Source organism: Kitasatospora sp. NBC_00374, from assembly GCF_041434935.1.
Classification (GTDB): Bacteria; Actinomycetota; Actinomycetes; order Streptomycetales; family Streptomycetaceae; genus Kitasatospora.
Genome location: NZ_CP107964.1, coordinates 7,920,346 through 7,942,606, shown reverse-complemented (window position 1 = coordinate 7,942,606; position 22,261 = coordinate 7,920,346). Strand labels below are relative to the sequence as shown.

Sequence of the window (22,261 nt, the reverse complement as noted above, 5' to 3'; positions counted from 1 at the left end):
GGGTCACCACCCGATGCCCAGCCACACGTTCGTCCTCAACGGCGCGCCCGTCACCGTCGACGCCCCCGCCGACATGCCCCTGCTGTGGGTGCTGCGCGACAGGCTCGGCGTCACCGGCCCCAAGTACGGCTGCGGGGTCGGCGTCTGCCGCGCCTGCACCAGCCACCTGGACGGCGCCGAGATCCAGCCCTGTGTCGTCCCGGTCGCCGACTGCGCCGGCCGCGAGGTCACCACCATCGAGGGCCTCGCCGACGGCGACACCCTGCACCCCGTCCAGCAGGCCTGGCTGGACTGCGACGTCGCCCAGTGCGGCTTCTGCCAGCCCGGCCAGATCATGACCGCCGTCGCCCTGCTGCGCCGTACACCGAACCCCACCGACGCCGACATCGACCGGATCGAGAACGTCTGCCGCTGCGGCACCTACGTCCGCATCCGCGAGGCCGTCAAGAAGGCCGCCGCCAAGGGCGCCTGAGCCGCCGGGGCCGACCGGATAGGATCCGCCGGACGTCCGACACCACAGGAGGTCCGGCCCCATGACCGTCACCGCCCCCATCGCTCTCGTCCTGCCGGGATTCCAGGACTCCGGCCCGGAGCACTGGCAGAGCCACTGGGTCCGGGAGGACCCGGACACGTTCCGACGGGTCGAGCAGGCCGACTGGGACCATCCACTGGTCGGGGACTGGGTGGCCGCCCTGGACGGCGCCGTGTCCGCCGCCGCCGGCCCGGTCGTCCTGGTCGCGCACAGCCTCGGCTGCGTCACGGTCGCCCACTGGGCCGCCACCGGTCCGGCCGCCGCGCGGGCGGTCACGGGCGCCCTGCTGGTGGCGCCCGCCGACATCGACACCGCCGAGGTCCCGGAGCTGGTCGGCTTCCGGCCGGTCCCGCTGCGGACGCTGCCGTTCCCCACCACCGTGGTCGCCGGCAGCGACGACCCCTGGTGCGCGCCCGAACGCGCCCGCGCCTTCGCCGCCGCCTGGGGCTCGCGGTACGTCGAGCTCGGCCCGTACGGGCACATCAACGCCGACTCCGGCCTCGGCTCCTGGCCGGCGGGCCGCACGCTGCTCGCCGAACTGACGGACCGCTCATGAACACCGCCCGCACGCTGTCCGACGCCGAGGCCGCCGCCCTGTACGACCTGCTGAACCCGTGGGACCCCGCGCGCCATCCCGGTGACGCGTTCCACCACGCCCTGGTGATGGCCGCGGACAGCGTCCTCGACGTGGGCTGCGGCACCGGCGGCATGCTGCACCGGGCGCGCGAGGCCGGGCACCGCGGCCGGCTCGTCGGGCTCGACCCCGACCGGGCCGCACTCGACCGGGCGCGTCGGCGCACCGACGTCGAGTGGGTGGCCGGCGCGGCCTGCGACGCGGCCTGGGAGCGCGAGTTCGACCTGGCGACCATGGTCAGCCACGCGTTCCAGTGCCTGGTCGGCGACGACGAGGTGCGGGCCTCGCTGACGGCGGTCCGGGCGGCCCTGCGGGACGGCGGCCGGTTCGCCTTCGAGACCCGGCACCCGCAGGTGCGTGCGTGGGAGGCGTGGAACGCGTCGAACGCCGCCGAGGTCGTGGACGCCTGCGGCCGCACGCTGCGCATCCGGCACCATGTCGAGTCCGTCGTCGGCGACGTGGTCACGTTCACCGAGACGACCTGCGACCCGGTCGGCACCGTCCTGCGCTCCGACCGCACCCGCCTGCGGTTCCTCGACGTCCCGACGCTGGACGCGTTCCTGACCGAGGCCGGTTTCGCGGTCGAGGCCCGGTACGGCGACTGGCACCACGGCCCGGTCACCGGCACGAGCCGCGAGATCGTCACGATCGCCCGCCGCGGCTGAGCCGAGCCGGCCGGGCTGCCCGGGCGGCGCCGGGGGCGGCTTTCGCCGCCGTCGGCGCCTTCGGGGCGGCCGGGCCGGGGGCTCGTGGGCCCGCTCAGCAGGATGCCACCGGCTCGGGAGCGACGGGGACCAGCGAGGAGGTCATGATGCGCCGGTTGGCGCGGCGGAACTCCTCGGCCACCCGGACGCAGCCGCCGCACTCCTCCAGGTGCCGGGCCAGCTCGCGCCCCCGGCGGCGGCCCGGCCGCCGTACGGCGCCGGCCAGCAGGGCCGTGAAGTAGCGGCACTCCTGTTCGGTGCCCTCGTCGACGTGCGCGCGCAGGTACGCCTCGCGCAGGCCCTCCCTGGCGCGGGTGGCGAGGGAGCGCACTCCGCTCGGTGTCATGCTCATCCGCTGGGCGACCGATGCCGCCGACTCGCCCTCCACCACGAAGAACCACAGCAGCACCTGCCACCGTTCGGGGAGCGAGCGGTAGGCCCGGGCGACCAGCGCCGTCTCCTCGGCGGCGAGCAGCGCGCCCTCGGTCTCCGCGTCGTCGGCCAGGCGCTCGGCCCAGGTGTCGAAGTCCTCCGGCAGCAGGATCCGGTCCGCGCTCTGGGTGCTCCACTCCATCGCCGTCCGGCGGACGCAGGCCATCAGGTACGCACGCCAGGCGTAGCGGGGGCCACGGCCGCGGGCGACGGACAGGTACGTGCTGGCGTAGGCCTCGGCGGCGAGGTCCTGGGCGGTCTGGGGGTCGCGGCAGTAGCCGCGGGCGTAGGCGAGCACGGCGCCGTGGTGCCGGGTGAACACCTCGGCCATCACCTCCCGGATGCGGGAGCTGCCGGTCGCGGTCGAGGTGGGGAGTGCCGCCGAGAGCTCGGCGTCGCTCAGAGCGCTCAGTCCCGATTCGCGGGTGCTGGTACGAACGGTCAACTTGTTCCTCCTCAGGTCTGGCCGTCTCGTGGCGGGGGGTTCGCGCGGCCTGGCCGGCGCGTCGGCCGCACGGGCCGGGACGGGGATCTGCCCGGATGAATGGCATCGACGACGGTCTGCTGCTGGGCCGTCGGGGCGGAGTGGCAGGAAGAGCCACAGCACACCAGTCCCACGGGTTCGGGGGCAACCGTCTGCGGAGCGCTCGGGCTTCCGGTGATTCCGGATCCGAATGTGGGGAATCCGTGTGCCGGGGGGCGCAGCGGCGCGCGGGGGGCGCGCTGTGCGCGCTGCGGCAAGCCGGGGCGTTCGCGAGGGCCGTGACAGGGTCGCGACGAGGCCGTGACGGGACTGTGTCAGAGCAGGTGGCTGTCGGATAACAACAAATCTGATACGGCATTCGAATGTTCGCCCGCCCCTGCCCGGGACGGTTCATGACGCCGCGACAGCCCGCCGGACCGCACCTACCCCGGGCCGGCCGGAGCACACCGGAAAGGGCGAGGGTTCCCGCCGGCCGGAGCCGGCGGGAACCCTCGCCCTGTTGTCGCTGTCGTACCTGGTCAGCCGCTACCGGTATGGGAGTGCGACCCGGTGTGGTCGACCCCGCTCACGATCACCCCCCCGAGCAGTCCGTGCAGCAGGTCGGCCGTCGTGTCGGACAGCACGACCACCCAGCCCTCGCCGACGAGGTACGACCCCCCGTACGCCTTCGCCTCCGAGGTCCAGGCGTCCCGGGCGCGCTCGGTCGGGAAGGTGGCGATCCAGATCTCCTCCCCGCCCGAGGTGCACATGCCCTGCCGGAGGTCTGCCGCGTCGGTGGTGATGTCCGCCGTGCAGCCGATCCGCCGGGCCAGGTCCTCCACGGAGCTCCGGCCGGGGCCCGGGGCCGCCTGCGAGGATCCGACCAACCCGCCCGCACCGCCGAGGAGTTCGATGACCCCCAGGAGGAAGAGGACGAGCAGCGCGGCCCACTGCAGGGTGGTCCGGACGGTCCGCTCGGACCCGGCCGCCGCAGCGGTGGCGTCCTGGGCCGTCACTTGCCCCCGGCCGCCTTGCCCGCCGGGTTGATGGCCGTCCAGAGCCCGTTGGCCATCCCGTGGCCGCGGGCGTCGCCGGCGGCCTGGTCACCCGTGTAGAGGTACGCGGGCGTGCAGTTGATGCTCAGCTGCCAGGTGCCGTCCGGTCGCTGCATCTTGCCGACGAGCTTCGGGTCCACGCCCTTGATCTTGTCGGCGTCCACCGGGGGCGCGGGGGTCCAGGTCTTCAGGCAGTCGCCCTCGCAGTTGGAGCGCATCGGCCAGGCGGTGTCCTTGCCGAAGTGGTACAGGGTGCGGCCGTTGGCGTCCACCATGATCGAGCCGAGCTGGGAGTTGACGGTGGTGGACAGCTGCACCTTGGCCGGGGCCGGCTGGGTCGGCTGCGGCATGGGGGTGGCGGGGGTCGTCGGCGCGGGGGTGGTGGCGGCGTCGGCGGCCTTGGCCTTCGAGCCGTCGGGGGCGAGAGCGTTCCAGGTACCGCCCACACCCTGGCCCTTGGTGTCGCCGGGCGCGGTGTCCTGGGAGTAGCGGTAGGCCGGCCAGCCGCCGACGGTCAGCTGGCGGGAGCCGTCCGCCCGGGTGACCTCACCGAGCTTGGCAGGGTCGACCCCGGCGCCGGCGGAGGTGCCGTCCATGAGCACCGGCGGCCAGGTGGTGGCGCAGGCTCCGTTGCAGTTGGACGCCGGCGGCTTGGCGGTGTCCTTGTCGAACCGGTAGAGGGTGAAGCCCTGGCCGTCCGTCACGATCGAGCCGAGCTTGTCGTCCACCCGGACGGACAGCTGTCCGCCGGTCTGCCCGCCGCCGCCGGCCGGCGCCGACGCGGAGGGAGAGGCGTCGCCGTAGGAGCCGTAGCCGCCGGCCGGGGACGGGGCCGCGCCGGGGGCGCCGACCAGCAGGCCGGAGCCGGACGTCGGGGTGGACGGGCTGGCGCTGCTGTTGGCGCTGCCGAAGGCCGCCATGAGCACGAGGCCGGCCAGCAGGAGGCAGACCGCCACGAGGCCGTAGCGTTTCGTCGTCGTCGTCAAGGTGTTCCTTGCCTTTCCATCGGTGAAGCCTGAGCTTTCGAGGGATTGCGGGACCGGTCCGGGTGGCCGGTGGGGTGTGCGACCGGAGGGGGGACGGCGGCCCGGGCCCGGGCGGCGCTCACTGGATCCGCAGTGCCAGTGCGGGGCAGCGGTCGACGGCCCGGGCCGCCTGCTGGAGGAGCTGGGGCGGGACCTGCATGACGCCGGCGGCGGGGAAGCCGTCCGCCCCCAGGCTGATCACGTCGGGCAGAACGCTGGTGCACAGCCCGTGGGCCTCGCAGAGCGTCCAGTCCACGACGATGGTTCCCGCGCTCTCCATGACCGGCATCGGGAGCACGTTCTGCACGGGCCGGCCGCAGCCGTACTGGTACGAGTGCATCTGCAGGTCGTCGTCGAAGACCGACAGCGCCGAGGCCACGAACCGGGAGGCGGCGTCGGGGTGGCTGCACGCACCCCGTCCGGTGACCGCCCGCATCCGGGTCTCGACGACGTCCAGGGCGGCCCGGCCGCCGCCTTTCACCACCTCCTCCAGCGCTTTGACCAGGGCCGGCAGCCCGAGGTAGCACGGGCCGCACTGGCCCGCCGTCTCGTCGGCCATCCAGCGGGCGACCCGGAGTGCCTCGCCCAGCGGGCAGGTCGTCTCGGGCAGCGGCAGGATCGCGCCGGCGCCGAGCGCCCCGCCGAGACTCTGGAAGGACTGGCGCGACACCACCGCCATGGCGGCCGCCTCGGGGGTCAGCCACTTGCCGTGGTAGCCGCCGACCAGGACGCCCTGCCCGATGTCGAGGCCGAACATCGTCAGCATTTCCCCGAGCGGTACGCCGGAGGGGGTCTCCACCACCTGGGAGCCGGCGAGGGTCAGCAGGACGGTTCCCGGTTCCGACGGGAGGCCGACCTCGCGGTAGGACAGCGCCCCCAGCCGGGCCGCGACGGCGAGTTGCGCGTACGTCTCGGCGTTGGACAGCAGGGTGGGCATGCCCCCGACCCCGCTGTCGCTGGTCCGCACGCCTCCGCCGCGCGGAAGGGCGATCCCGCTGGTGATACCGCGGGCCAGCGCGCTCCCCTCCCCCGAGACGAACCGCTCGGGCAGACGGTTGACGGTGACCGGCAGGCTGGTCGACCTCCGTTCGCTCAGCGCCCTGCGCAGGGACTGCTCGGTGTCGACCCGGGTGACGCCGACGACCACCTGCTCGGCGTCCAGGGCGGCGGCCGCCAGCAGCGCGCCGTCCAGCACCAGGTGGGGGGTCCGCAACAGAAGTGCGGCGTCCTTCAGACAACTGGGTTCTCCTTCCGTTCCGTTGACCACCACGACCGGGCGGCCCTTGCGCCGGGCGGCCGACTTGACGACGGCCCGGAGCTTCGTCGCGAACGGGAAGCCGGCCCCGCCCCGCCCGCGCAGGTTGACGTTCTCGGCCAGGTCGGCCAGCTCGTCGGCGGGCATCGCCGGCATTCCGCCGTGGACGACCAGGTGCGAGCGGTAGTCGAGCCGTTCGTCCTGTTCCAGGCCCGCGAACAGGACCGGCCGGCCGAGCCAGGCGATCGGTGCGCCGCTCATCCGTCCTGCCGACGTCGTCCGGATCCGACGCCGACCGGCGGCCGGACCTCCGCCTCGGGCCGGACCGGGACGGCCGTCCGGCGCAGGCTGCCGCGGTCCTGGAGGGCCAGCCGCAGGGCGAGCGCGACGATCACGCCCAGCACGGCCACGCTGTACAGGACGGACACCCACTGGGCGGGCAGCCGGCCCGCGTTCAGCCCGTGCACCAGCGCGGCCCCCCACGCCGGATAGGCGCAGATGTGGACGATCCGCCACCGGGTCGCCTCGCCGGTCCTGGCCAGCAGCCCACGGGCCGCGCCGGCGAAGGCGACGGCCAGGAGCAGGTACCCGGCCAGGACCCCGAGGCCCAGGACCACCGGCCGGTTCGGGTCGGCGAACGGCACGAAGGCCGGCACCGCGCCGATCTGGTCCTGGATCAGGTTCACCCACACGTGCAGGACGAGGAAGACCACGCCGCCGATGCCCATCGCCCGGTGGATCGCCTGGGCGGCCAGGCGGTGCACCGGATGCAGGAGCAGCCGGTCGGTCGCCGCGAGTCCCCACAGCACGGCGGCGGAGAACGACACCAGTGCCATGACCCCGGCGGCCACGCCGAGGAACGCCTGGAGCGCGGCGTTGACGATCACGGCCGCCACGCCCAGCCCGGCCGCCAGCAGCGGCAGGATCGGCCATCCCGCGAGCGCGCTCCGTCCGCCGGCCTCGGGCCGGTCCCCCGGAGTCCCGTTCGGCGCCTGCTCACCCCGGCCGGCGCGGCCGGCCCTCGCCGGCCCCTCGGCCGAACGCCTGGATCGGCGTCCTTGCCCTGTCAACATCGCTGAGCCCTCCGGCCTTGTCGTGCGGTCCGATCGAACGGGGGATCCCGGCCCCCGGGTGGGCCGCGGTGGGAGCCGCGGCCCGGGCCGCCGGGGTCCGTCCCGGCGGCGGCCCGTGGGGGTCATCCGCAGCGACGACCCTCGTTGATGCAGCTGACCATCTGGTCCAGCAGGTTCCGGTTCATTACGTTGATGAAGTCCCCGTGGTCGGTGATCGGGTTGTGGAGCTGCTCGGGGAAACTGTCGACGGCGAACCGGACACCGGTCGGCACGTCGTAGGCGACGCGCTCCACCAGCTGCGGGATCGCCCGGAAGTTCTTCGGGCAGGCGCCGCCCGAGTTCGAGAAGGCGGTGTGGGTACGGTGGTTGGCGCTGTCGATGTTCTTGCCGTCCCAGCAGTCCGGGAACTTGAGGGTCCGTACGACCCGGCTGCCGTTCGGGCAGATCGGGTACTTGTCGGCGAGCTGGCGGTCCTCGAACCCGGTGCAGCTCCACGAGGCGTGGGCGTTGGCCGGCCCGTTGGTGAGGGCCTTGGCGTCGCCGGTGATGATCCGCATGAAGCGGGCCATCGACTGGACCTTGTTGCCGGTGGTGGAGCTGTAGGTGATCCCGACCTCGGCGGGCTGGAGGATCTTCCCCACATTGCGGTCCTTGCCGCCGCCCGGTGCCTTGAGGTCGCTCTCGTTGGCGCCGTTCAGGAGCCGGAGGACCGGCCAGTAGTAGGCCGACTGGTCCCCGTTGGAGCAGGTCGTGCCCGCGCCGGCGAGCTTGCCGTTGGCGGAGAACCCGTCGGTGATCTGGTTCCCGACGTAGTCGTGCATGTGGTGGGCGCCGTTGCTCACCCCGGGGGCGACGATCACGTTGTCAGGGTTGAGATGGCGGTTCTCGTTGCGTCCGCAGCGTGAGGTGAAGGTGCCGGTGGCCGTCCCGGTCCGGGCGGGCTTGACGACGTTCGGGCGGACCGACTTGATGTCGACGAATCCTCGCCCGAGGCCCTTCCCCCCGGTCGACCCCTTGCTCTGGGCGGCCGTCCCGCTTGGGGCCTCGGGGGCGAAGTCCCGGGCGGAGGAGTCGACCACCAGGTCACGGCGGATCGAGCAGTTCGCCAGTCCGCCGAGGTCCTTGGGCAGACCGGAGTCCGGTCCGGCGCTCGCCGCGAGCTTCTGCAGGGTGGCCGAGCGCTTCCCGGCCAGGTCGCCCATGACGCGCTTCTCGCCGCCCCCGGAGCCGGGCTCCGAGAGGCTGCGGTACGCGTCCGCCACCTGGACGTCGAGGTCGGCGAGGCCCTTGTCGACCTCCGGCTGGGCGGCTTCCGGCACCGAGGCCAGGCTCGCGCCGACGTCACCGCAGGCGACCGTGCCGATCTGGGCGGCGGCCGGCTGCGACCGCCAGGGGCGCTGCCCGGCGAAGGCCGCCGCGGCGAGTACGGACACGCCGCTGATCGCCAGTACGCCGGCCAGCAGCAGGGCAGCCATTCTCCGCCTGGACGTGTCACGTTTGTGAATCCTCATGATCGCACCTTCGAAACGGGACGGGGCCTGTCGGGCAGGCCGTGGACAGCCTTGTTGCTGCAGGTATCTAGCGCGGTGTCCCCGCGGGCACCGGGACCGCACTCGCGGTCGGCGAGGGTGAGCCGGACGGCGGGGCGGAAAGGTCCCCGAATTTCACCAGCCGGGTGGCCTCCAGGACCGACATGTGGTCCAACACCGTGGAGTTCGCCACCGTCGCGAGATCACGGACGGTGGAATTCTGGGTGCCGGCGCGCACTTGGGCGACGACGGCGAACACCTGGCCGTGGGCACTGCGCAGAATATTCGCGAAAAGCCGGTCGAACTCCGGGCCCTCGGCGTCGTTCAACTGCTTGAGCCACGCCTTCTGCTGGACGTTGGGCTCACTGGGCACCTCCATGCCCAGGGTCTGGGCCGTCTCGAGCGTGGCCCGGTCGAGATCCGTGTGCCCGTCGATCAGGTGCTGGCCGGCGGTTTTGACCTCAGGGGTGCCGCCCTTGGCGAGGGCCATCCGACCTGCGGGGATCTCCCACAGTCCGGCCAGCCGGACGCGTTTGACGAAGTCCCGGTCGAGTGGCGTCAGCGGCCCGGACGGAGTCTGCACCGTCCCCGGCGCCTCGTCGGACTGCGGGCTGCGGTACGAGCCCGCCGAGCGCACGACGGGGACCACCAGGGCCGCCACCGTGGAAATCATGGCCACGATCACGAGAAGAGTGGCGAACGATCGCGGAAGGCGGCTCACCTTGGGAATACCATAGGCAGCTGTTCCGGGTCCGCGCTTCTTCCTCGAAGATGACATCGGTTTCCTCATCACGCCGGGATGAGCGATCACACGGGTCCGTCACCGGAATTCCGTTCCGACGTTCACCGGCGGCCGTGGTGAACACTCTACGAACCGCCGGGCAGGCTGTCGGGGAATTTATCGGCAATGGACAGTTTTTCGTGATCGCAGGTCCCGGTCGAAGCTCACGGGAATCTGGGACGGTCGGGACGGGTGCGGTCACAGACCGTTCTGTCGTACGTCCTGCGGGTGCGCGGAGGCCTGACGCGTGGGCAGTTCCTCCGCCCTGCGGCGCATCCGGGCGCACTCGGCGGCCATGCCGTGGATCTTCAGCGCCAGCAGGATCTCGAACCGCGCCTGCGAGGTGCGCAGGCTGCTGCCGAAGAGGCGCTCCAGCTTCCGGAGGCGGTACCGGACGGTCTGGGGGTGGATGCGCAGCAGCAGCGCCGCCTTGGTCGCGCCCCCGCCCTCCAGCCAGGCGAGCAGGGTCTGTTCCATCCGCTCACGCTGACGTGGTGTCATGTCACGCAGCCTGCCGAGCCATCGGGCCGACAGGTGGCCGGCCAGCAGTGGGTCCTGGAAGAGCACCACCTTGGCCAGATGGTCGTCGACGAAGAGGAGTTCTCCGGAGGTGCCCGGCCACTGCGGCGCCAGCGCCAGCAGGGTGCGGGCCCAGCGCAGCGAGGCTCCGGCGTCGGCGCGGGCCACCACCGGGCCCACCACCGCGGGCCGGCCCTGGAGCCAGCGGAGGAGCGCCCGGTGCATCCCGGGCTCGGGGTCGGGGATCAGCAGGTACGGCTCGGGCCCGTGGAGGTAGGCGACGACCTTCGCGGCGGACAGCCCCGGCGGGGGCGGTCCCGGCGTCGCGGAGAGCGCCACCGCCTGGACGGTCCCCGGGGCGTCCCGCAGTGCGGCGCCGTCGGCACCGTCGGCGGGCTCGGGCGGGCGGCGCAGGGCGAGTTCGCCCCGGCCACCGCCGGGCAGGGTCAGTGCATCCACAGGGCCCCCTTCCATGGTGTGCCGGGATGGCACCGCCGGGGACGGGTGCCGTGCGCATCGGCGGCGGTACCGCCACCGGGGAGGGCGGGCGTCCGCAGGTCGGGAACGCCGGACGGGGAATGCGATGTCGGCCGACGGCCGGGACAGGGGTGCACCGGAATACCTCCCGGGGAACTGCCGGCGCAGGAAGGCCGGTTCACCATGGAAAGAGGGCCGATCCGAGGTTTCGTCCCGCTACTTTGCGAATCCTTTACCATCGGCCGGGCGTCGGCCCCGCACCGGGGAGACCGACGTCAGCCGCACCCGACAGGCCGTCAACACAGGCGAGCGGGGCGGAAGGCGGGCGCTCACCCGTCCGCGACCCGAGCCGGAAATCCCTCCCGGGAAACCGCCACTGGGCGGGAGCCCGGGCGCACGGTACATTGCCGTACCGGCCGGGCCCCCGAGGCGCCGCGCCGGCCCCTGTGTCCCTTACCGTCCGGACGCGAGCGAGGCCACGATGCGACTCAATCTCAATCAACTGGCGATTTTCGCACAGGTCATCGAATGCGAGGGATTCTCGGCGGCGGGCCAAGTCCTGTTCCTGAGCCAGTCCTCCGTGTCCAAACAGGTGCAGAACCTGGAGACGTCCCTGCAGACCCTGCTGATCGACCGCTCCGGCCCGAAGATCCGGCCCACCCTGGCCGGCGAGGTCCTGCTGGAGCTCACCAAGGAGGTGCTCGCACTGGCCGACCAGGCCGTCGACGCCGTCCACGCGGCAGCCCTCTGGCGCAAGGAACCGCTGGTGATCGGCAGCACCAGCACCGTCAGCGGGCATCTGCTGCCGGCCGTCCTGCAGGAACTTCGCCGCCGGGAGCCGGACGCGCTCTTCAGCGTCGCCGTCAGCACCGCCGACCAGCTCGCCGAGGCGCTCAAGGAGGGCAGGGTCGGTGTCGGACTGAGTGGCAGCGTGCTGCCCCCGGGCCGGTTCCAGTCGAAGCGGCTCGCCGGCGACGACATGCTGCTGATCTGCGCGGCCGACCACCCGCTGGCGGGAAAGGAGATCACCCCCAGCGACCTGTCGGGCGAGACCTTCCTGCTGCGCGAGCACGGATCACAGACCCGCACTCAGCTGAAGAACCTCCTCCACCGGTGGGACGCGCCCGGCGCGCGGACACTCGACCTGTGGGGCACGGAAGGAATCAAGGAGGCCGTCCGCATCGGTCTGGGGTTGGGGCTGGTACCGCGCCGGTCCGTCCGGTTCGAGCTCCAGCACGGCGTGCTGGCCGTCCTGGGCATCCGACCGGAGCCCGAACCCCGCACCGTGATGGCCAACTGGACGCTGGCCCGCCCCCTGACGGCCGGTGAGAACCTGCTGCTCAAGCTGCTCCGGGAGGTCGCCCAGGCGACCGCGGGATCCTGGCAGCCCAGCGCCGAGGCCGCCTCCTGATGACCGGCGGCGCCGCCGGTGCCCGGCGCGGGCCGCGCCACGGATCGCCGGGACACGCGGCGCCCGGAAGGGGACGGCGCCCGCGCGGACCCGGCCCGACGGGCGAGGATGACGGGACATCAGCCGTCCGCCGTCCGCCGTCCGTGAGGAGCAGCCCGTGCCGCAGCCGAGTCGTCACGAAACCCCCCGGTCCGCCGCACCCGGCCACAGGTCCGGCCGGACCGGCCCGGGGATCGACCCGTTGAGGGTCGCGGTCTGCGGGCTGGGCCGGATGGGGACGCTGTTCGCCGGCGCCCTGGTAGCCGCCGGGCACGAGGTCTCCGTCTGGAACCGCACACCCGGCCGGGAACCGGCGGGGGCCCGGGCGGCCGCGAGCGCGGCCGAGGCGGCGAGCGGCGTCGAGGCCGTCGTCCTGATGGTGCTGGACGGCCCGGCCGCACGGGCCGTCCTCCTCGGCCCGGACGGGATCGCCGCGGGGGCGGCGCCCGGCACCCTGGTGGTCAACGCCTCCACCATCGGGCCGCAGGAGTCGGTGGACCTCGCCGCGCGGGCCGAGCGGGCCGGGCTGCGGTACCTGGAGGCTCCGGTGCTGGGCTCGGTGGCGGCGGCGCGGTCGGGCACGCTGACCGTTCTGGTCGGCGGCGCCGTCGAGGACGCCCGGGCGGCCGATCCGGTGCTCGACGCCTGGTCGCAGGCCGGCGACCGCCGGCACACCGGCCCGGTCGGCACCGCCACCGGACTCAAGCTGGTGGCCAACCTCGCGCTCGGAGTCGCCGCGGCCGGGCTGCGCGACGCCGTGACCCTCGGCCGGGATCTCGGGCTGCCGCGCGCACAGGTCCTGGACCTGCTCGCCGACGGCATGCTCGGCCGGTTCGTCGAGTACAAACGCCCGAGGCTGGACGCCGACGCCTACGAGGACGCGGACTTCACACTCGCCGCGCTGGGCAAGGACCTGGCGCTGGCCCGGGCCGCCGCCCGGGGCCCGCTGCCGATGGCCGAGGCCGCCGCGGGCACGGTCGAGCAGGCCGTCCGGGACGGCGACGGCGAACGCGACTTCGGTGTCCTCGGCCGCCCGGCGGGAACCGGCGGCCGACCGGAGGGGCGCCGGGCGCTCTGAGCCCGACTCACCCCGACCATGCGAGACGGACCGCCAGAACGGCGACCACGCCGTAGCCGAGCGCGTAGCTCAGCTGCCGGGCCCGGGCGCCGAGGCGGGCCACGCCGAAGGTGCCCACCGCGGCGACCACCTGCTGCCACAGCAGCGAGGCCAGGAACACCCCGGCCACGAACACGGCGCCGGCCGCGCCGCCGCTCAGGCTGCTGCCACGGGCCGCGGTCAGCGCGGTGAAGTACAGCGCGGTCGCCGGATTGACCGCGGTGAGCAGCCCGAAACGGAGGAAGGAGCGGGCCGCGGAGCCGCCCGCCGGCGGGCCGCCGGCGGTCACCGCGGGCCCGGCGGTGCGCAGCGAGAGCAGGCCGCGCACGGCGATCACCCCGAGCAGGGCGGCCGAGACCAGGCGCACCCAGCCGCCGGTGCCCGCCAGCAGTCGGGCCACCTGCGGCCCGACCAGCACGGCCACCGCCGCGTACAGCATGTCGACCACCGCGACCGCGGTGGCGGCACTCGCCGCGGGGCGCCAGCCGCGGCCGCCCTCGCGCAGCAGCAGGACGCCGATCGCGCCGACCGGCACCGCCACGCCGAGGCCCGCCGCGGCACCCTCGGCGGCCGTCGTCATCAGGGAAGCAACCATCGCGCCAGGGTCGCGTACGGGCGGGGGCCGGTGCACCCGGTTTTCCCGGCCACCGGCGCCGTCCGGATGCCGGTGGGTTAGGGTCCCTCCCCAGGCCGGGAGCACCGGCCCGAGGACGTCCGGAAACTTTCGATCGGATTTCCGTTATCGGCGGGCGGCCGCCGGATCTCCCAGTACGTGAGGGAAACACCGGGAAGGCTGGCACAGAGCGTGAACCGAGCAGTGGACACCGACCGCTTCGCGGACAGCGGGTCTCCGGCCCTGGTCGGCCGGGCCCGCAGCGGCGACCGGCAGGCCATCGCCGAGCTGCTCACCGCGCACCTCCCGCTGATCTACAACATCGTCGGCCGGGCCCTGTCCGGGCACTCCGACACCGACGACGTGGTGCAGGAGACCATGCTGCGGGCCGTGGACGGCCTGCCCGGGCTGCGGGATCCGGCGGGCTTCCGCTCCTGGCTGGTGGCGATAGCCATGAACCAGGTCCGGCGCCGCTACCGGGACAGCGGGTCGGCCGGGCCGGCCGGCGGCCTGCACGACGCGTACGAGATGCCGGACCCGTCCGCGGACTTCGTCGGGCTGACCATCGTCCGGCTCGGTCTGTCCGAGCAGCGGCGCGAGGTGGCGGAGGCCACCCGCTGGCTGGACGACGACGAGCGCCAGGTGCTGTCGCTGTGGTGGCTGGAGGCCGCCGGTGAGCTCACCCGGGCCGAGCTGGCCGCCGCGTTGGAGCTGTCCCCGCAGCACGCCGCGGTGCGGGTGCAGCGCGTCAAGGAGCAGTTGGAGACCGCCCGGGCGGTGGTGCGGGCGGTGGCCGTGGCACCGCGCTGCTGGCAGCTGGCCGAGCTGACGGCGCGCTGGAACGGCGTGCCGAGTCCGCTGTGGCGCAAGCGGATCGCCCGGCACACCCGTGAGTGCGGGTACTGCTGGCAAGCCCGGGAGGGTCTGGTGCCGGCCGAGGGTCTGCTGGCCGGGATGGCGATGGTCCCGCTGCCCGGCGGGTACGGCGAGCACCTCGGGCTCGCGCAGCTGGCGAGCCTCGGGCACCCGGCCTCTGGGTCGGGGTCGGGTTCGGGTCCGGGGGGTGCGCAGCGGGCTCATCACCGGGGCGGCCGCCGCCGGGCCAAGCCGAAGAGCCGGGGCACGCTGAAGGTTCTCGGCGCGGCCGTGCTGACGGCGACCGTGGCCGGTGTCACCGCGGGCATGCTGCCCGACTACGGGCCGCGGGCGGATCTCGCCGAGGAGATCCCGGCGGCGACCCGGGTCGACCTGGCGTCGGCACCGGACCCTCAGCCGTCGGCCGAGGCGCCGTCCTCCCCCGCGCCCTCCACCAGCGCCGCCCCGAGCGCGGCGCCGAGCACGGCCCCGCCGTCGCCCACCCCGACCGCGAGCCCGTCCTCCCCGCGCCCGGCCACCACCGCGGCGGTGCCGCCCTCGGCGGACACCGTCCAGCAGGTCCTGGACCTGGTGAACGCCGAGCGGGCGAAGGCCGGCTGCGGGCCGGTCAAGGCCAACGCCCAGCTCCAGACGGCGGCGCAGCGGCACTCCGACGACATGGCGGCCCGCGGCTACTTCGACCACACCAACCCGGACGGCGCGGGCCCGCAGAAGCGGATCGACGACGCCGGCTACAAGTGGAGCACCTGGGGCGAGAACATCGCCCGCGGCCAGCAGGACGCGGCCGCCGTGATGGACGCCTGGATGCACAGCGACGGCCACCGCGCCAACATCCTCAACTGCACGTTCACCGAGCTCGGGATCGGGGTGCACACCGGCAAGGGCGGTCCGTGGTGGACGCAGGACTTCGGCACGCCGCCGCGCTGACCGCGCGATGACGAAGGGCCCCGCCCGGGCGGCTGTCGCCGTACCGGGCGGGGCCCACTGCGTCGGGGCGTGCCGCGTAGGGGCTACGGCCGCCGGCGGAGCCTGGCGATCAGGGAGCTCCACCAGCGCCGGCGCGGCGCCCGGCGGTCGGGGCCGGCGGCGGGATCCTGGGCGGGCGCGGGGGCCTGGCCCGCGGTCGGGGCCCGGCTCGCGGTCGGGCCCTGCGCGGTGGTCGGGCCCGGTGCGGCGGCCGGGGCCTGCGCGGTGGACGGGACCTGGTGCGGGATCGTGGCGGAGGCCTGGGCCGGCGCGGGCCGGCGCGGGGTGAACTCGACCGGCAGGGCGACCAGGTGGCGGGACATCCAGGCGGAGGTCCAGGCCAGCCGGTCCTCCGCGATCGCCAGCCGGAGGTCGGGCAGCCGCGCCATCAGGGTGTCGATGCCGGCCTCCGCGATGGCCCGCCCGATGTCCTGGCCCGGGCACTCGTGCGGGCCGCCGCTGAACGCGAGGTGCGAGCGGTTGCCGTAGAGCGGCTCGTTCAGGTCCGGGCGGACCTGCGGGTCGACGTTGCCGGCCGCCAGGCCGAGCAGCAGCATGTCGCCCGTCCTGATCCGGCGGCCGGCCAGCTCGGTGTCGCCGGTGGCCCAGCGGCCCGGCATGACGGAGAACGGCGGCGAGTCCCACAGGACCTGGTCCAGGGCGTCGGGAAGGGTCATGTGACCGCCCGACAGGTTCGCCCGGAAACGGCGGTCGGTGAGCACCATCAGCAGGGTGTCCGCGATCAGGTTGACGGTGGTCTCGTTCGCCGCGACCAGGATCACCCGCAGGTGCTCCAGGACCTCGTCGTCGGTCAGGCCCGCCTCGTGCTGGAGCAGCCAGGACGGGAGGTCGGCGCCGGGCGCGGCCCGCTTGCGGTCGATCAGCTGCCGCAGCGTCTCCACCACGTACTCGTTGCTGGCGATCGCCGTCTCGGTGCCCTTCATGAGGTCGCGGGCCGCGTCGACCAGCCGCGGGCCGTACTCCTCGGGCATGCCCAGCAGCTGGGTCATCACCAGCATCGGCAGGTGCTCGGCGAACCGGCTGACCAGGTCGGCCGTCCCGTCGGCGGAGAACTGGTCGACCAGCTGGCCGGCGAAGCGGGTGACGTGCCGCCGCACGCCCCGGCGGTCGAACCGGTCCAGGCTCCCGGTGACCGCGCCGCGCAGCCGCCTGTGCTCCGCACCGTCCGCGAAGACGCACAGCGGCTGCCAGGCGAGCACCGGCATCAGCGGGGAGTCCGGAGCGACCTGGTTCTGCTGGAACGCCGTCCAGCGGCGGGAGTCCCGGGAGAACCGGGAGGGGGTACGGGCGACGTCGAGGTTCTCCCGGTGGCCGAGCACCAGCCAGGCGGGCAGGTCCCCGTGCAGCAGGACGGGCGCGACCGGGCCGTGCTCGGCGCGCAGCTTCTCGTACAGGCCGGCCGGGTCGGCTTCGGCCTCGGGGCCGTACAACCGCCGGACGCCCTGGGGGCCGAGGCCGTGCGCCGGGCACCCGGGGGGCGGGGTGAGGTCGCCTTGGGGAGGTACTGGGGTGGTCACGGTCTCTCCGGTGTGGTGAGCGAGTGGAGGTAGCGCATCAGGGACATCAGGACATCGCGGCCGGACTCGCGTCTGCGGGCGTCACAGCCGACTATCGGTACCTCGTCGGGCAGGTCCAGCGCGGCACGGAGCTCCTCGACGGGGTAGGAGGGGGACTCCGGGAAGGTGTTGACGGCCACCACGAACGGCACGCCGCGCTCCTCCAGCCGGCCGATCACGTCGAAGCTGACCTCCAGCCGACGGGTGTCGACCAGGACGATCGCGCCGAGCGCGCCTTCGAACAGCCCGTTCCACAGGAACCAGAAACGCTGCTGCCCCGGTGTGCCGAACAGGTAGAGCACCAGCTCGTCGTTGACGCTGATCCGGCCGAAGTCCATCGCGACCGTGGTCGCGGTCTTGCGTTCGACCCCCGCGTTGTCGTCGACGCCGACGCCGGCCTGCGTCATCGTCTCCTCGGTGGTCAGCGGGCGGATCTCGCTCACGGCACCGACCAGGGTCGTCTTGCCGACGCCGAAGCCACCCACGATCACCACCTTGACCGCGGTGGCGGCCGAGGCCGGCAGCGTGTCCTCGCTGCGCGGCCCGACCACCGTGTCAGAGCCTTTGGAGTCCATGCATCACAGCCTCAATCAGAGCGCGGTCGGGGAGGAGGGCCTTCGGGACGGGCGCACGGGCCTCGACCCGTCGGTCGGCCAGCAGGTCCGCGAGCAGCACGGTGGTGGCGCTCATCGGCAGGGCCAGGTAGGCGGAGATCTCCGCCACCGAGAGCGGGGAGTGGCACATCCGCAGGATCGAGGCGTGCTCGGGCTGCATGGACGGATCAGGCTCCGCGCGGGCGACGATCAGGGTGACCAGGTCGAGCACCGTCCGCTCGGCGGCCTCGGCGCCGAGCGACGAGGCGCTCCGGCCCCCGGTGATCACATACAGACGTTCGGGGTTGCCTTCGTCCCAGTCCTGGTCGGATCCACTCATGCGCCCTGCTCGCCGTTGCGCGGCGGGGTGCTGAGATGCCCGCCGATCCGGGCCACCAGATCGCGCATGCGCTGGCCCATCAGGCCCGCGTCCACCCCCTCGTCGGCCAGCACCGCGAGATAGGCCCGGGCGCCGGCCGCCATCAGGTAGAAGAAGCCGCCACCCATCTCGATCACCACCATCCGCATCCGGCCGTCCCCGTGCGGGAACTCGGTGGCGACCGCGCCGGCCAGGCTCTGCAGGCCCGCACACGCGGCGGCGAGCCGGTCGGCGGTGTCGGTGTCCGTCCCGTACTGGGCCATCCGCAGACCGTCGGAGGACAGCACCACCACGTGGCGCGTCTGCGGGACGCTGTCCGCCAGATCCTTGAGCATCCAGTCCATGTTGGCCCGCTGCTGAATCACTGCTCACCCTTACCTGACGACTCGTCACTTTCCCGGCCTGTCCGCGCGGCGTCCGGCACATGGCCGTTCACGCCACTGTGGAAGGCGGCCAACCACATGCCGGGCTGCGCCGGCCCGGCGGCCTTCTCCCCGGCCGTCGGCGCCGCGGCGGCCGGTATCGCACCGGCGGGGCCGGCGCTGCTGCTGCGGCGACGGCGCTGCGGCAGCCCGTTGGCGGTCCGCCCGTTCACCTCGGCGGCGTCCTCGTCCTCACCCATCAGGGCGGCCACGGGGCCCGCCAGGGCCCGGGGCTGCGCCGGCACCGCGGCGACGGTCGGGCGCGGGCCCGAGGAGGCTCCGATGCCGTGCGCCCGCCCGGTCGCGGGCGCGGTGGTGATCAGGTCCTGCGGCACGATCAGCACCGCGCGCACGCCCCCGTACGCGGAGGGCCGCAGCGAGACCTGGAAGCCGTACGCCTGTGCGAGGCGGCCGACCACGGCCAGGCCGAGGCGCGGGGTCTCGCCGAGGTCGTTCAGGTCGATCCCGGCCTGCGCCTCCTTGAGCATCCGCTCGGCCCGGGCGCGGCCCTCCTCGCTCAGGCTCAGACCGCCGTCCTCGATCTCGACGGCGATGCCGGTCTGCACCTCGACGGCGGTCAGGTGGACCCGGGTCTGCGGCGGGGAGTAGCGGGTGGCGTTGTCGAGCAGTTCGGCGAGCGCGTGGATCAGCGGCTCGACGGCCGGCCCGACCACCGCGACCTCGGACACCGGGTGCAGCTCGACCCGCTGGTAGTCCAGGATCCGGGAGACGGCGCCGCGCAGCACGCTGTACAGCGGCACCGGCCTGCTCCACTGGCGGCCGGGGCGGGCTCCGCCGAGCACGGCGATGGAGTCCGCGAGGCGGCCGACCAGGGCGTTTCCGTGGTCCAGTTGCAGCAGGTCGTCGAAGACGGCCGGGGAGTTGCCGTGCCGGTCCTCCATCTCCCGCAGGTCCTGGGCCTGGCGGTGGACGATGGCCTGGACCCGGCGAGCGATGTTCACGAACGCCCGCTGGGCGGACTCGCGCAGGCCCTCCTCGGCGTCGACGGCCTCCAGCACCGAGCGGAGCACCGCCTGCCGGGCGGCCTGGAACTCCGGGGTGACGGCGCCCTCGTGGGTCTCGGCGCCTCTGAGCACGTCCTCGACGAACTCGCCCTGCTGGAGCCGGGCGACGGCCTGGGGCAGCACCACCGCGGCCAACCGGGCGGTCTGCTGCTCCTGTTGGGCCAGCAGGTGCCGCAACTCGGCTTCCTGACGCCGGCAGGAGTCACGCAGGGTGGCCAACGCGCGGCCCCGGCGGGCGGCTTCGGCGGCGATCAGCGCCACCACGACGGTGGCCGCGGCGCCGCACAGCGCCACCGCGGTCCGCGCCGCGGGGCCCGTCAGTGACACGGCGGCGGCCGCGGCCGCCGCCACTACCGCCGTGGGAAGCAGCCAGCCGAGGACAGGAGCAGGGCGCCGGCCTCCGGTTGACGATCCAGCACGAAGCATCAGCGTCCTCAACGATCGAAAGAGTCATGGAACGACGAGCAGACAGGGGGGCTCCGACGGTGCGGCCCACAGGCGGAGTCAGGCACTCCGGATCCCGGGCACAACAGCTCCGAGCTGGTGCTATCGAGGCAGCACGCCGGGCCGGAAGCAGCATAGCCGGTTGGTCGGATCATCCTGACGCAGTCTCAGCAGGGCTTCTGCACCCCGACCTTGCCTCCGTCCGGCCCGCCCGTGACGCGGCGGCCACGGACAGCCGCACTGCCGTGCCGCACTGTCATGCACCCGCCACTATCGGTACTCATTATGGCCCACCGAAGGTCCGCCATGCCCCACTTCGCGACGATCGGCGGAGTCGGGCTCTCCGGCGGGGTCGCGGACCGGCCCGCCACCGGGCCCGTCCGGCCCGGACTCCGCAGGCAGGTGCGCGAGCGGCCGCGGGCCGACCGCGGCCGGCCCCGGTATCACCCGAGGGGCGCGCACGACCCGCCGCGCGCCGGGCAGTTCGGGCGGGCGCCCGACCGGACGGAGAGTCACCGGAAGCAGGGTCACCGGACGGGCGGCGACCGGTCCGGGCAGTCGGCCGGCCCGGCGACGCGCAGCACTGCCATCGACCACCTCCCGGTCACGGAAACGACAGTGGCGACCACCCTAGGTGTTCTCGGGTCACGCCCGGACGAATTCGGCGATCCCGGCCCCTCGGGACACCGTTCCGTGCTCGGGCGGACGCGGCGGCCGGGTTTTCGGTCGACTCTCGGTGCGCCGTACGGACGGGTGTGCGCCTCGGCCGGCGGCGACCGGTAGGTCCGGACTCCGGCCGACGAGCGTTTCAGCCTGGATGTGCCCACCCTGGTGATCCCCGGCGCCGACGACCCGACCTGCGAGGTCGGCGGGGGCCGGGCGGCCGCCGCCCGCCGACTGACCGTCCGTCACCTCACCTCGATAGGGTGGCCCACGGCGGGGCCGGCCCGCCCGATGGGGGGGGATGGCACCGGTGAGCGATCTGGGTCCGCTGCTCATAGCGTCGGTGGGTGTCGTGGGCACGCTGCTGTCGCCGGTGGTGACCACCCGGCTGTCGGCGCGGCTGCAGCGCGACCAGTTCGACGCGCAGCGCGCGCTCGCGCTCGACACCCACCGCCAGGACGGGCTCCGGGCCCAACATGCCGAGAAGCGCGCCTGCTATGTGACCCTGAACGCGGCCTCCCGCCGGTACCGGGTGGTGCAGATGAACTACCTGTACGCCGTGGAGGACGGGCGGCTGGACGACGAGGACCGCCGGGAGCTGGAGGAGTCCCGCCGGGCCCACGGGGCGGCGGTGGCGGAGGCCCAGATGACCGCCGCCCCAAAGGTGTTGGACGAGCTGGAGACCATCTCCGGCGCGCTCTCCCGCAGTTACCGCCGGATCCGGCGGCTGGAGTCGGGGCAGCCCGAGCCGGACGGCTCGTTCGACGAGGTGCGGGCCGAGCTGCTGGCACTGTGGGACGAGTGGAAGGGACTGCGCGACGCGATGCGGCTGGACCTGGGCGTCGACCGGCCCTGAACGCGCCGCCGTCAGGGACGGGTCGCGGTGTCCGCCGTCCGCACCCACCACAGCAGCAGGACCGCGCAGACCGCCGCCAGCGCGCACCAGGTCGAGACGAAGGCCAGCCGCCACACCGCCGCGCAGACCACGGCCCCGGCGCCGACGAGCGCGCCCAGCAGCCGCAGCACCCGGTCCCCCGAGGCCAGCAGCGAGCCGACGGTGGCCAGCAGGTAGCCCGTCAGCAGGACGGCCGCGCCCGGCACGCCGATGCTGTAGCCCAGCGCGTGGCCGTGCACCTCGGCGGTGACCGGGCCCCGCGCCACCGGGACGGCCAGCACCACGGCGACGGCCGCACCGAGACCGAGCAGGGCGGCCTGCAGCGCGGTACGGCGCCGGGACGCGCACCACACCCCGAACGGCACCAGGAGGGGCAGCAGCGGCAGGGCGATCACCGCCCAGGCGAGCCTCGCGGCCCCGGCGGCCGACGGGTCGATCCGGCCCTGCGCGCCCAGCCAGACGGCCGCCTCGATCAGCTGGTGCACGCCCAGGATCAACGGCAGTGCGGCCAGCGGTAGTTGCCACATCCGGCGGACCTGCGTCAGGCAGACCACTCCGAGCGCGGCCACCACGCCGCCCGTGACGGCGTCCGCCTCAGCGCTCCAGCACATCCCACCGCCTCCCGACACCTCGCCCGCGCCGTCCGGCCCGACCCGACCGGCCGCCAGCGTAGGCGTCCGGTCGGCCCCGGCCGCGCCGCCCCGCCGCCCCGACACCGGGCCCGCCGAACCGGGCCCGCCGAACCGAACCTGCCGAACCGGG

At 74.1% G+C, this 22,261-nt stretch carries 22 protein-coding genes; 7 read left to right on the top strand and 15 right to left on the bottom strand.

The features are described 5' to 3' along the window. Positions 1-13: 13 nt before the first annotated feature. The 3 genes from OG871_RS34555 (at position 14) to OG871_RS34545 (ending at position 1,831) form a co-directional block, all read left to right on the top strand. Positions 14-472 carry a (2Fe-2S)-binding protein gene (locus tag OG871_RS34555; RefSeq protein WP_371502235.1) on the top strand — a complete coding sequence of 153 codons (459 nt, stop codon included), beginning with the start codon at positions 14-16 and terminating at the stop codon, positions 470-472. A 61-nt stretch (positions 473-533) separates the two neighbouring features. Beyond that, a complete protein-coding gene (locus OG871_RS34550) occupies positions 534-1,088 on the top strand; it encodes an RBBP9/YdeN family alpha/beta hydrolase (RefSeq protein WP_371502234.1) in 555 nt (184 codons plus the stop codon). Further along, complete coding sequence (locus OG871_RS34545) at positions 1,085-1,831, top strand: trans-aconitate 2-methyltransferase (protein WP_371502233.1); 747 nt, start codon at positions 1,085-1,087, stop codon at positions 1,829-1,831. Before OG871_RS34550 ends, OG871_RS34545 begins: the two co-directional genes overlap by 4 nt. A 94-nt stretch (positions 1,832-1,925) precedes the next feature. Here OG871_RS34545 and OG871_RS34540 read toward each other — a convergent pair whose 3' ends face one another. The 8 genes from OG871_RS34540 to OG871_RS34505 all read right to left on the bottom strand — a co-directional run bounded on the left by OG871_RS34540 (position 1,926) and on the right by OG871_RS34505 (position 10,461). Beyond that, on the bottom strand, positions 1,926-2,747 hold the full coding sequence (locus OG871_RS34540; protein ID WP_371502231.1) for an RNA polymerase sigma factor: 822 nt from the start codon (positions 2,745-2,747) through the stop codon (positions 1,926-1,928). Between the two features lie 557 nt (positions 2,748-3,304). Further along, positions 3,305-3,781, bottom strand: coding sequence for a hypothetical protein (locus tag OG871_RS34535; protein ID WP_371502230.1), 477 nt, complete (start codon positions 3,779-3,781; stop codon positions 3,305-3,307). Next, the gene (locus tag OG871_RS34530) at positions 3,778-4,806 is read right to left on the bottom strand and encodes an SCO0930 family lipoprotein (RefSeq protein WP_371502229.1); all 1,029 of its coding nucleotides are present in this window, start codon (positions 4,804-4,806) and stop codon (positions 3,778-3,780) included. Before OG871_RS34530 ends, OG871_RS34535 begins: the two co-directional genes overlap by 4 nt. Positions 4,807-4,924: 118 nt before the next feature. Further along, positions 4,925-6,361, bottom strand: a complete 1,437-nt coding sequence (locus tag OG871_RS34525; RefSeq protein ID WP_371502228.1) for an NADH-ubiquinone oxidoreductase-F iron-sulfur binding region domain-containing protein — start codon at positions 6,359-6,361, stop codon at positions 4,925-4,927. Continuing rightward, positions 6,358-7,173, bottom strand: coding sequence for a hypothetical protein (locus OG871_RS34520; protein ID WP_371502226.1), 816 nt, complete (start codon positions 7,171-7,173; stop codon positions 6,358-6,360). The genes OG871_RS34525 and OG871_RS34520 overlap by 4 nt, the downstream gene beginning before the upstream one ends. 122 nt (positions 7,174-7,295) lie before the next feature. Continuing rightward, positions 7,296-8,648 (bottom strand): DUF1996 domain-containing protein, encoded by a 1,353-nt coding sequence (locus OG871_RS34515; RefSeq protein ID WP_371502224.1) that lies wholly within the window; start codon positions 8,646-8,648, stop codon positions 7,296-7,298. A gap of 103 nt (positions 8,649-8,751) precedes the next feature. After that, positions 8,752-9,375: a DUF4142 domain-containing protein gene (locus OG871_RS34510; protein ID WP_371503498.1), complete on the bottom strand. Its 624-nt coding sequence runs from the start codon at positions 9,373-9,375 to the stop codon at positions 8,752-8,754. A 306-nt stretch (positions 9,376-9,681) separates the two neighbouring features. Then, complete coding sequence (locus OG871_RS34505) at positions 9,682-10,461, bottom strand: PucR family transcriptional regulator (protein WP_371502222.1); 780 nt, start codon at positions 10,459-10,461, stop codon at positions 9,682-9,684. Positions 10,462-10,474: 13 nt separating this feature from the next. Between OG871_RS34505 and OG871_RS34500 the strand changes: the two genes are divergently transcribed. Together OG871_RS34500 and OG871_RS34495 are read left to right on the top strand one after the other, a co-directional pair. After that, a complete protein-coding gene (locus tag OG871_RS34500) occupies positions 10,475-11,890 on the top strand; it encodes a LysR family transcriptional regulator (RefSeq protein ID WP_371502221.1) in 1,416 nt (471 codons plus the stop codon). A 157-nt stretch (positions 11,891-12,047) separates the two neighbouring features. After that, a complete protein-coding gene (locus tag OG871_RS34495; RefSeq protein WP_371502219.1) occupies positions 12,048-13,007 on the top strand; it encodes an NAD(P)-dependent oxidoreductase in 960 nt (319 codons plus the stop codon). Positions 13,008-13,014: 7 nt separating this feature from the next. On the opposite strand, the gene OG871_RS34490 is transcribed toward OG871_RS34495, so the two are convergent. Beyond that, the gene (locus OG871_RS34490; protein ID WP_371502217.1) at positions 13,015-13,641 is read right to left on the bottom strand and encodes a lysine transporter LysE; all 627 of its coding nucleotides are present in this window, start codon (positions 13,639-13,641) and stop codon (positions 13,015-13,017) included. A gap of 210 nt (positions 13,642-13,851) precedes the next feature. Between OG871_RS34490 and OG871_RS34485 the strand changes: the two genes are divergently transcribed. Next, positions 13,852-15,462, top strand: coding sequence for a sigma-70 family RNA polymerase sigma factor (locus OG871_RS34485; RefSeq protein WP_371502215.1), 1,611 nt, complete (start codon positions 13,852-13,854; stop codon positions 15,460-15,462). Positions 15,463-15,545: 83 nt separating this feature from the next. Here the strand turns inward: OG871_RS34485 and OG871_RS34480 are convergent, their stop codons facing one another. From OG871_RS34480 to OG871_RS34460, 5 genes are read right to left on the bottom strand one after another with little or no spacing between them, the layout of a single operon-like run. Then, positions 15,546-17,039 (bottom strand): cytochrome P450, encoded by a 1,494-nt coding sequence (locus OG871_RS34480; protein ID WP_371502214.1) that lies wholly within the window; start codon positions 17,037-17,039, stop codon positions 15,546-15,548. Then, on the bottom strand, positions 17,036-17,653 hold the full coding sequence (locus tag OG871_RS34475; RefSeq protein WP_371502212.1) for an ATP/GTP-binding protein: 618 nt from the start codon (positions 17,651-17,653) through the stop codon (positions 17,036-17,038). The genes OG871_RS34480 and OG871_RS34475 overlap by 4 nt, the downstream gene beginning before the upstream one ends. Then, positions 17,634-18,011, bottom strand: coding sequence for a DUF742 domain-containing protein (locus OG871_RS34470; protein WP_371502210.1), 378 nt, complete (start codon positions 18,009-18,011; stop codon positions 17,634-17,636). Before OG871_RS34470 ends, OG871_RS34475 begins: the two co-directional genes overlap by 20 nt. Beyond that, on the bottom strand, positions 18,008-18,415 hold the full coding sequence (locus tag OG871_RS34465; RefSeq protein ID WP_371502209.1) for a roadblock/LC7 domain-containing protein: 408 nt from the start codon (positions 18,413-18,415) through the stop codon (positions 18,008-18,010). Before OG871_RS34465 ends, OG871_RS34470 begins: the two co-directional genes overlap by 4 nt. Continuing rightward, positions 18,412-19,923, bottom strand: coding sequence for a sensor histidine kinase (locus OG871_RS34460; protein WP_371502207.1), 1,512 nt, complete (start codon positions 19,921-19,923; stop codon positions 18,412-18,414). Before OG871_RS34460 ends, OG871_RS34465 begins: the two co-directional genes overlap by 4 nt. A gap of 991 nt (positions 19,924-20,914) precedes the next feature. Between OG871_RS34460 and OG871_RS34455 the strand changes: the two genes are divergently transcribed. Further along, a complete protein-coding gene (locus tag OG871_RS34455; protein WP_371502205.1) occupies positions 20,915-21,460 on the top strand; it encodes a hypothetical protein in 546 nt (181 codons plus the stop codon). A gap of 11 nt (positions 21,461-21,471) precedes the next feature. Here the strand turns inward: OG871_RS34455 and OG871_RS34450 are convergent, their stop codons facing one another. After that, positions 21,472-22,110, bottom strand: a complete 639-nt coding sequence (locus tag OG871_RS34450) for a DUF6629 family protein (protein WP_371502204.1) — start codon at positions 22,108-22,110, stop codon at positions 21,472-21,474. Positions 22,111-22,261: the final 151 nt, after the last annotated feature.

Bases quoted from the DNA above. Each gene is read 5' to 3' on its own strand.
- OG871_RS34500 (WP_371502221.1), top strand. From the start codon at position 10,475: ATGGTGTGCCGGGATGGCACCGCCGGGGACGGGTGCCGTGCGCATCGG.
- OG871_RS34475 (WP_371502212.1), bottom strand. From the start codon at position 17,653: ATGGACTCCAAAGGCTCTGACACGGTGGTCGGGCCGCGCAGCGAGGAC.
- OG871_RS34490 (WP_371502217.1), bottom strand. From the start codon at position 13,641: ATGGTTGCTTCCCTGATGACGACGGCCGCCGAGGGTGCCGCGGCGGGC.
- OG871_RS34550 (WP_371502234.1), top strand. From the start codon at position 534: ATGACCGTCACCGCCCCCATCGCTCTCGTCCTGCCGGGATTCCAGGAC.
- OG871_RS34525 (WP_371502228.1), bottom strand. From the start codon at position 6,361: ATGAGCGGCGCACCGATCGCCTGGCTCGGCCGGCCGGTCCTGTTCGCG.
- OG871_RS34520 (WP_371502226.1), bottom strand. From the start codon at position 7,173: ATGTTGACAGGGCAAGGACGCCGATCCAGGCGTTCGGCCGAGGGGCCG.
- OG871_RS34510 (WP_371503498.1), bottom strand. From the start codon at position 9,375: ATGATTTCCACGGTGGCGGCCCTGGTGGTCCCCGTCGTGCGCTCGGCG.
- OG871_RS34515 (WP_371502224.1), bottom strand. From the start codon at position 8,648: ATGGCTGCCCTGCTGCTGGCCGGCGTACTGGCGATCAGCGGCGTGTCC.
- OG871_RS34460 (WP_371502207.1), bottom strand. From the start codon at position 19,923: ATGCTTCGTGCTGGATCGTCAACCGGAGGCCGGCGCCCTGCTCCTGTC.
- OG871_RS34450 (WP_371502204.1), bottom strand. From the start codon at position 22,110: ATGTGCTGGAGCGCTGAGGCGGACGCCGTCACGGGCGGCGTGGTGGCC.
- OG871_RS34545 (WP_371502233.1), top strand. From the start codon at position 1,085: ATGAACACCGCCCGCACGCTGTCCGACGCCGAGGCCGCCGCCCTGTAC.
- OG871_RS34555 (WP_371502235.1), top strand. From the start codon at position 14: ATGCCCAGCCACACGTTCGTCCTCAACGGCGCGCCCGTCACCGTCGAC.
- OG871_RS34470 (WP_371502210.1), bottom strand. From the start codon at position 18,011: ATGAGTGGATCCGACCAGGACTGGGACGAAGGCAACCCCGAACGTCTG.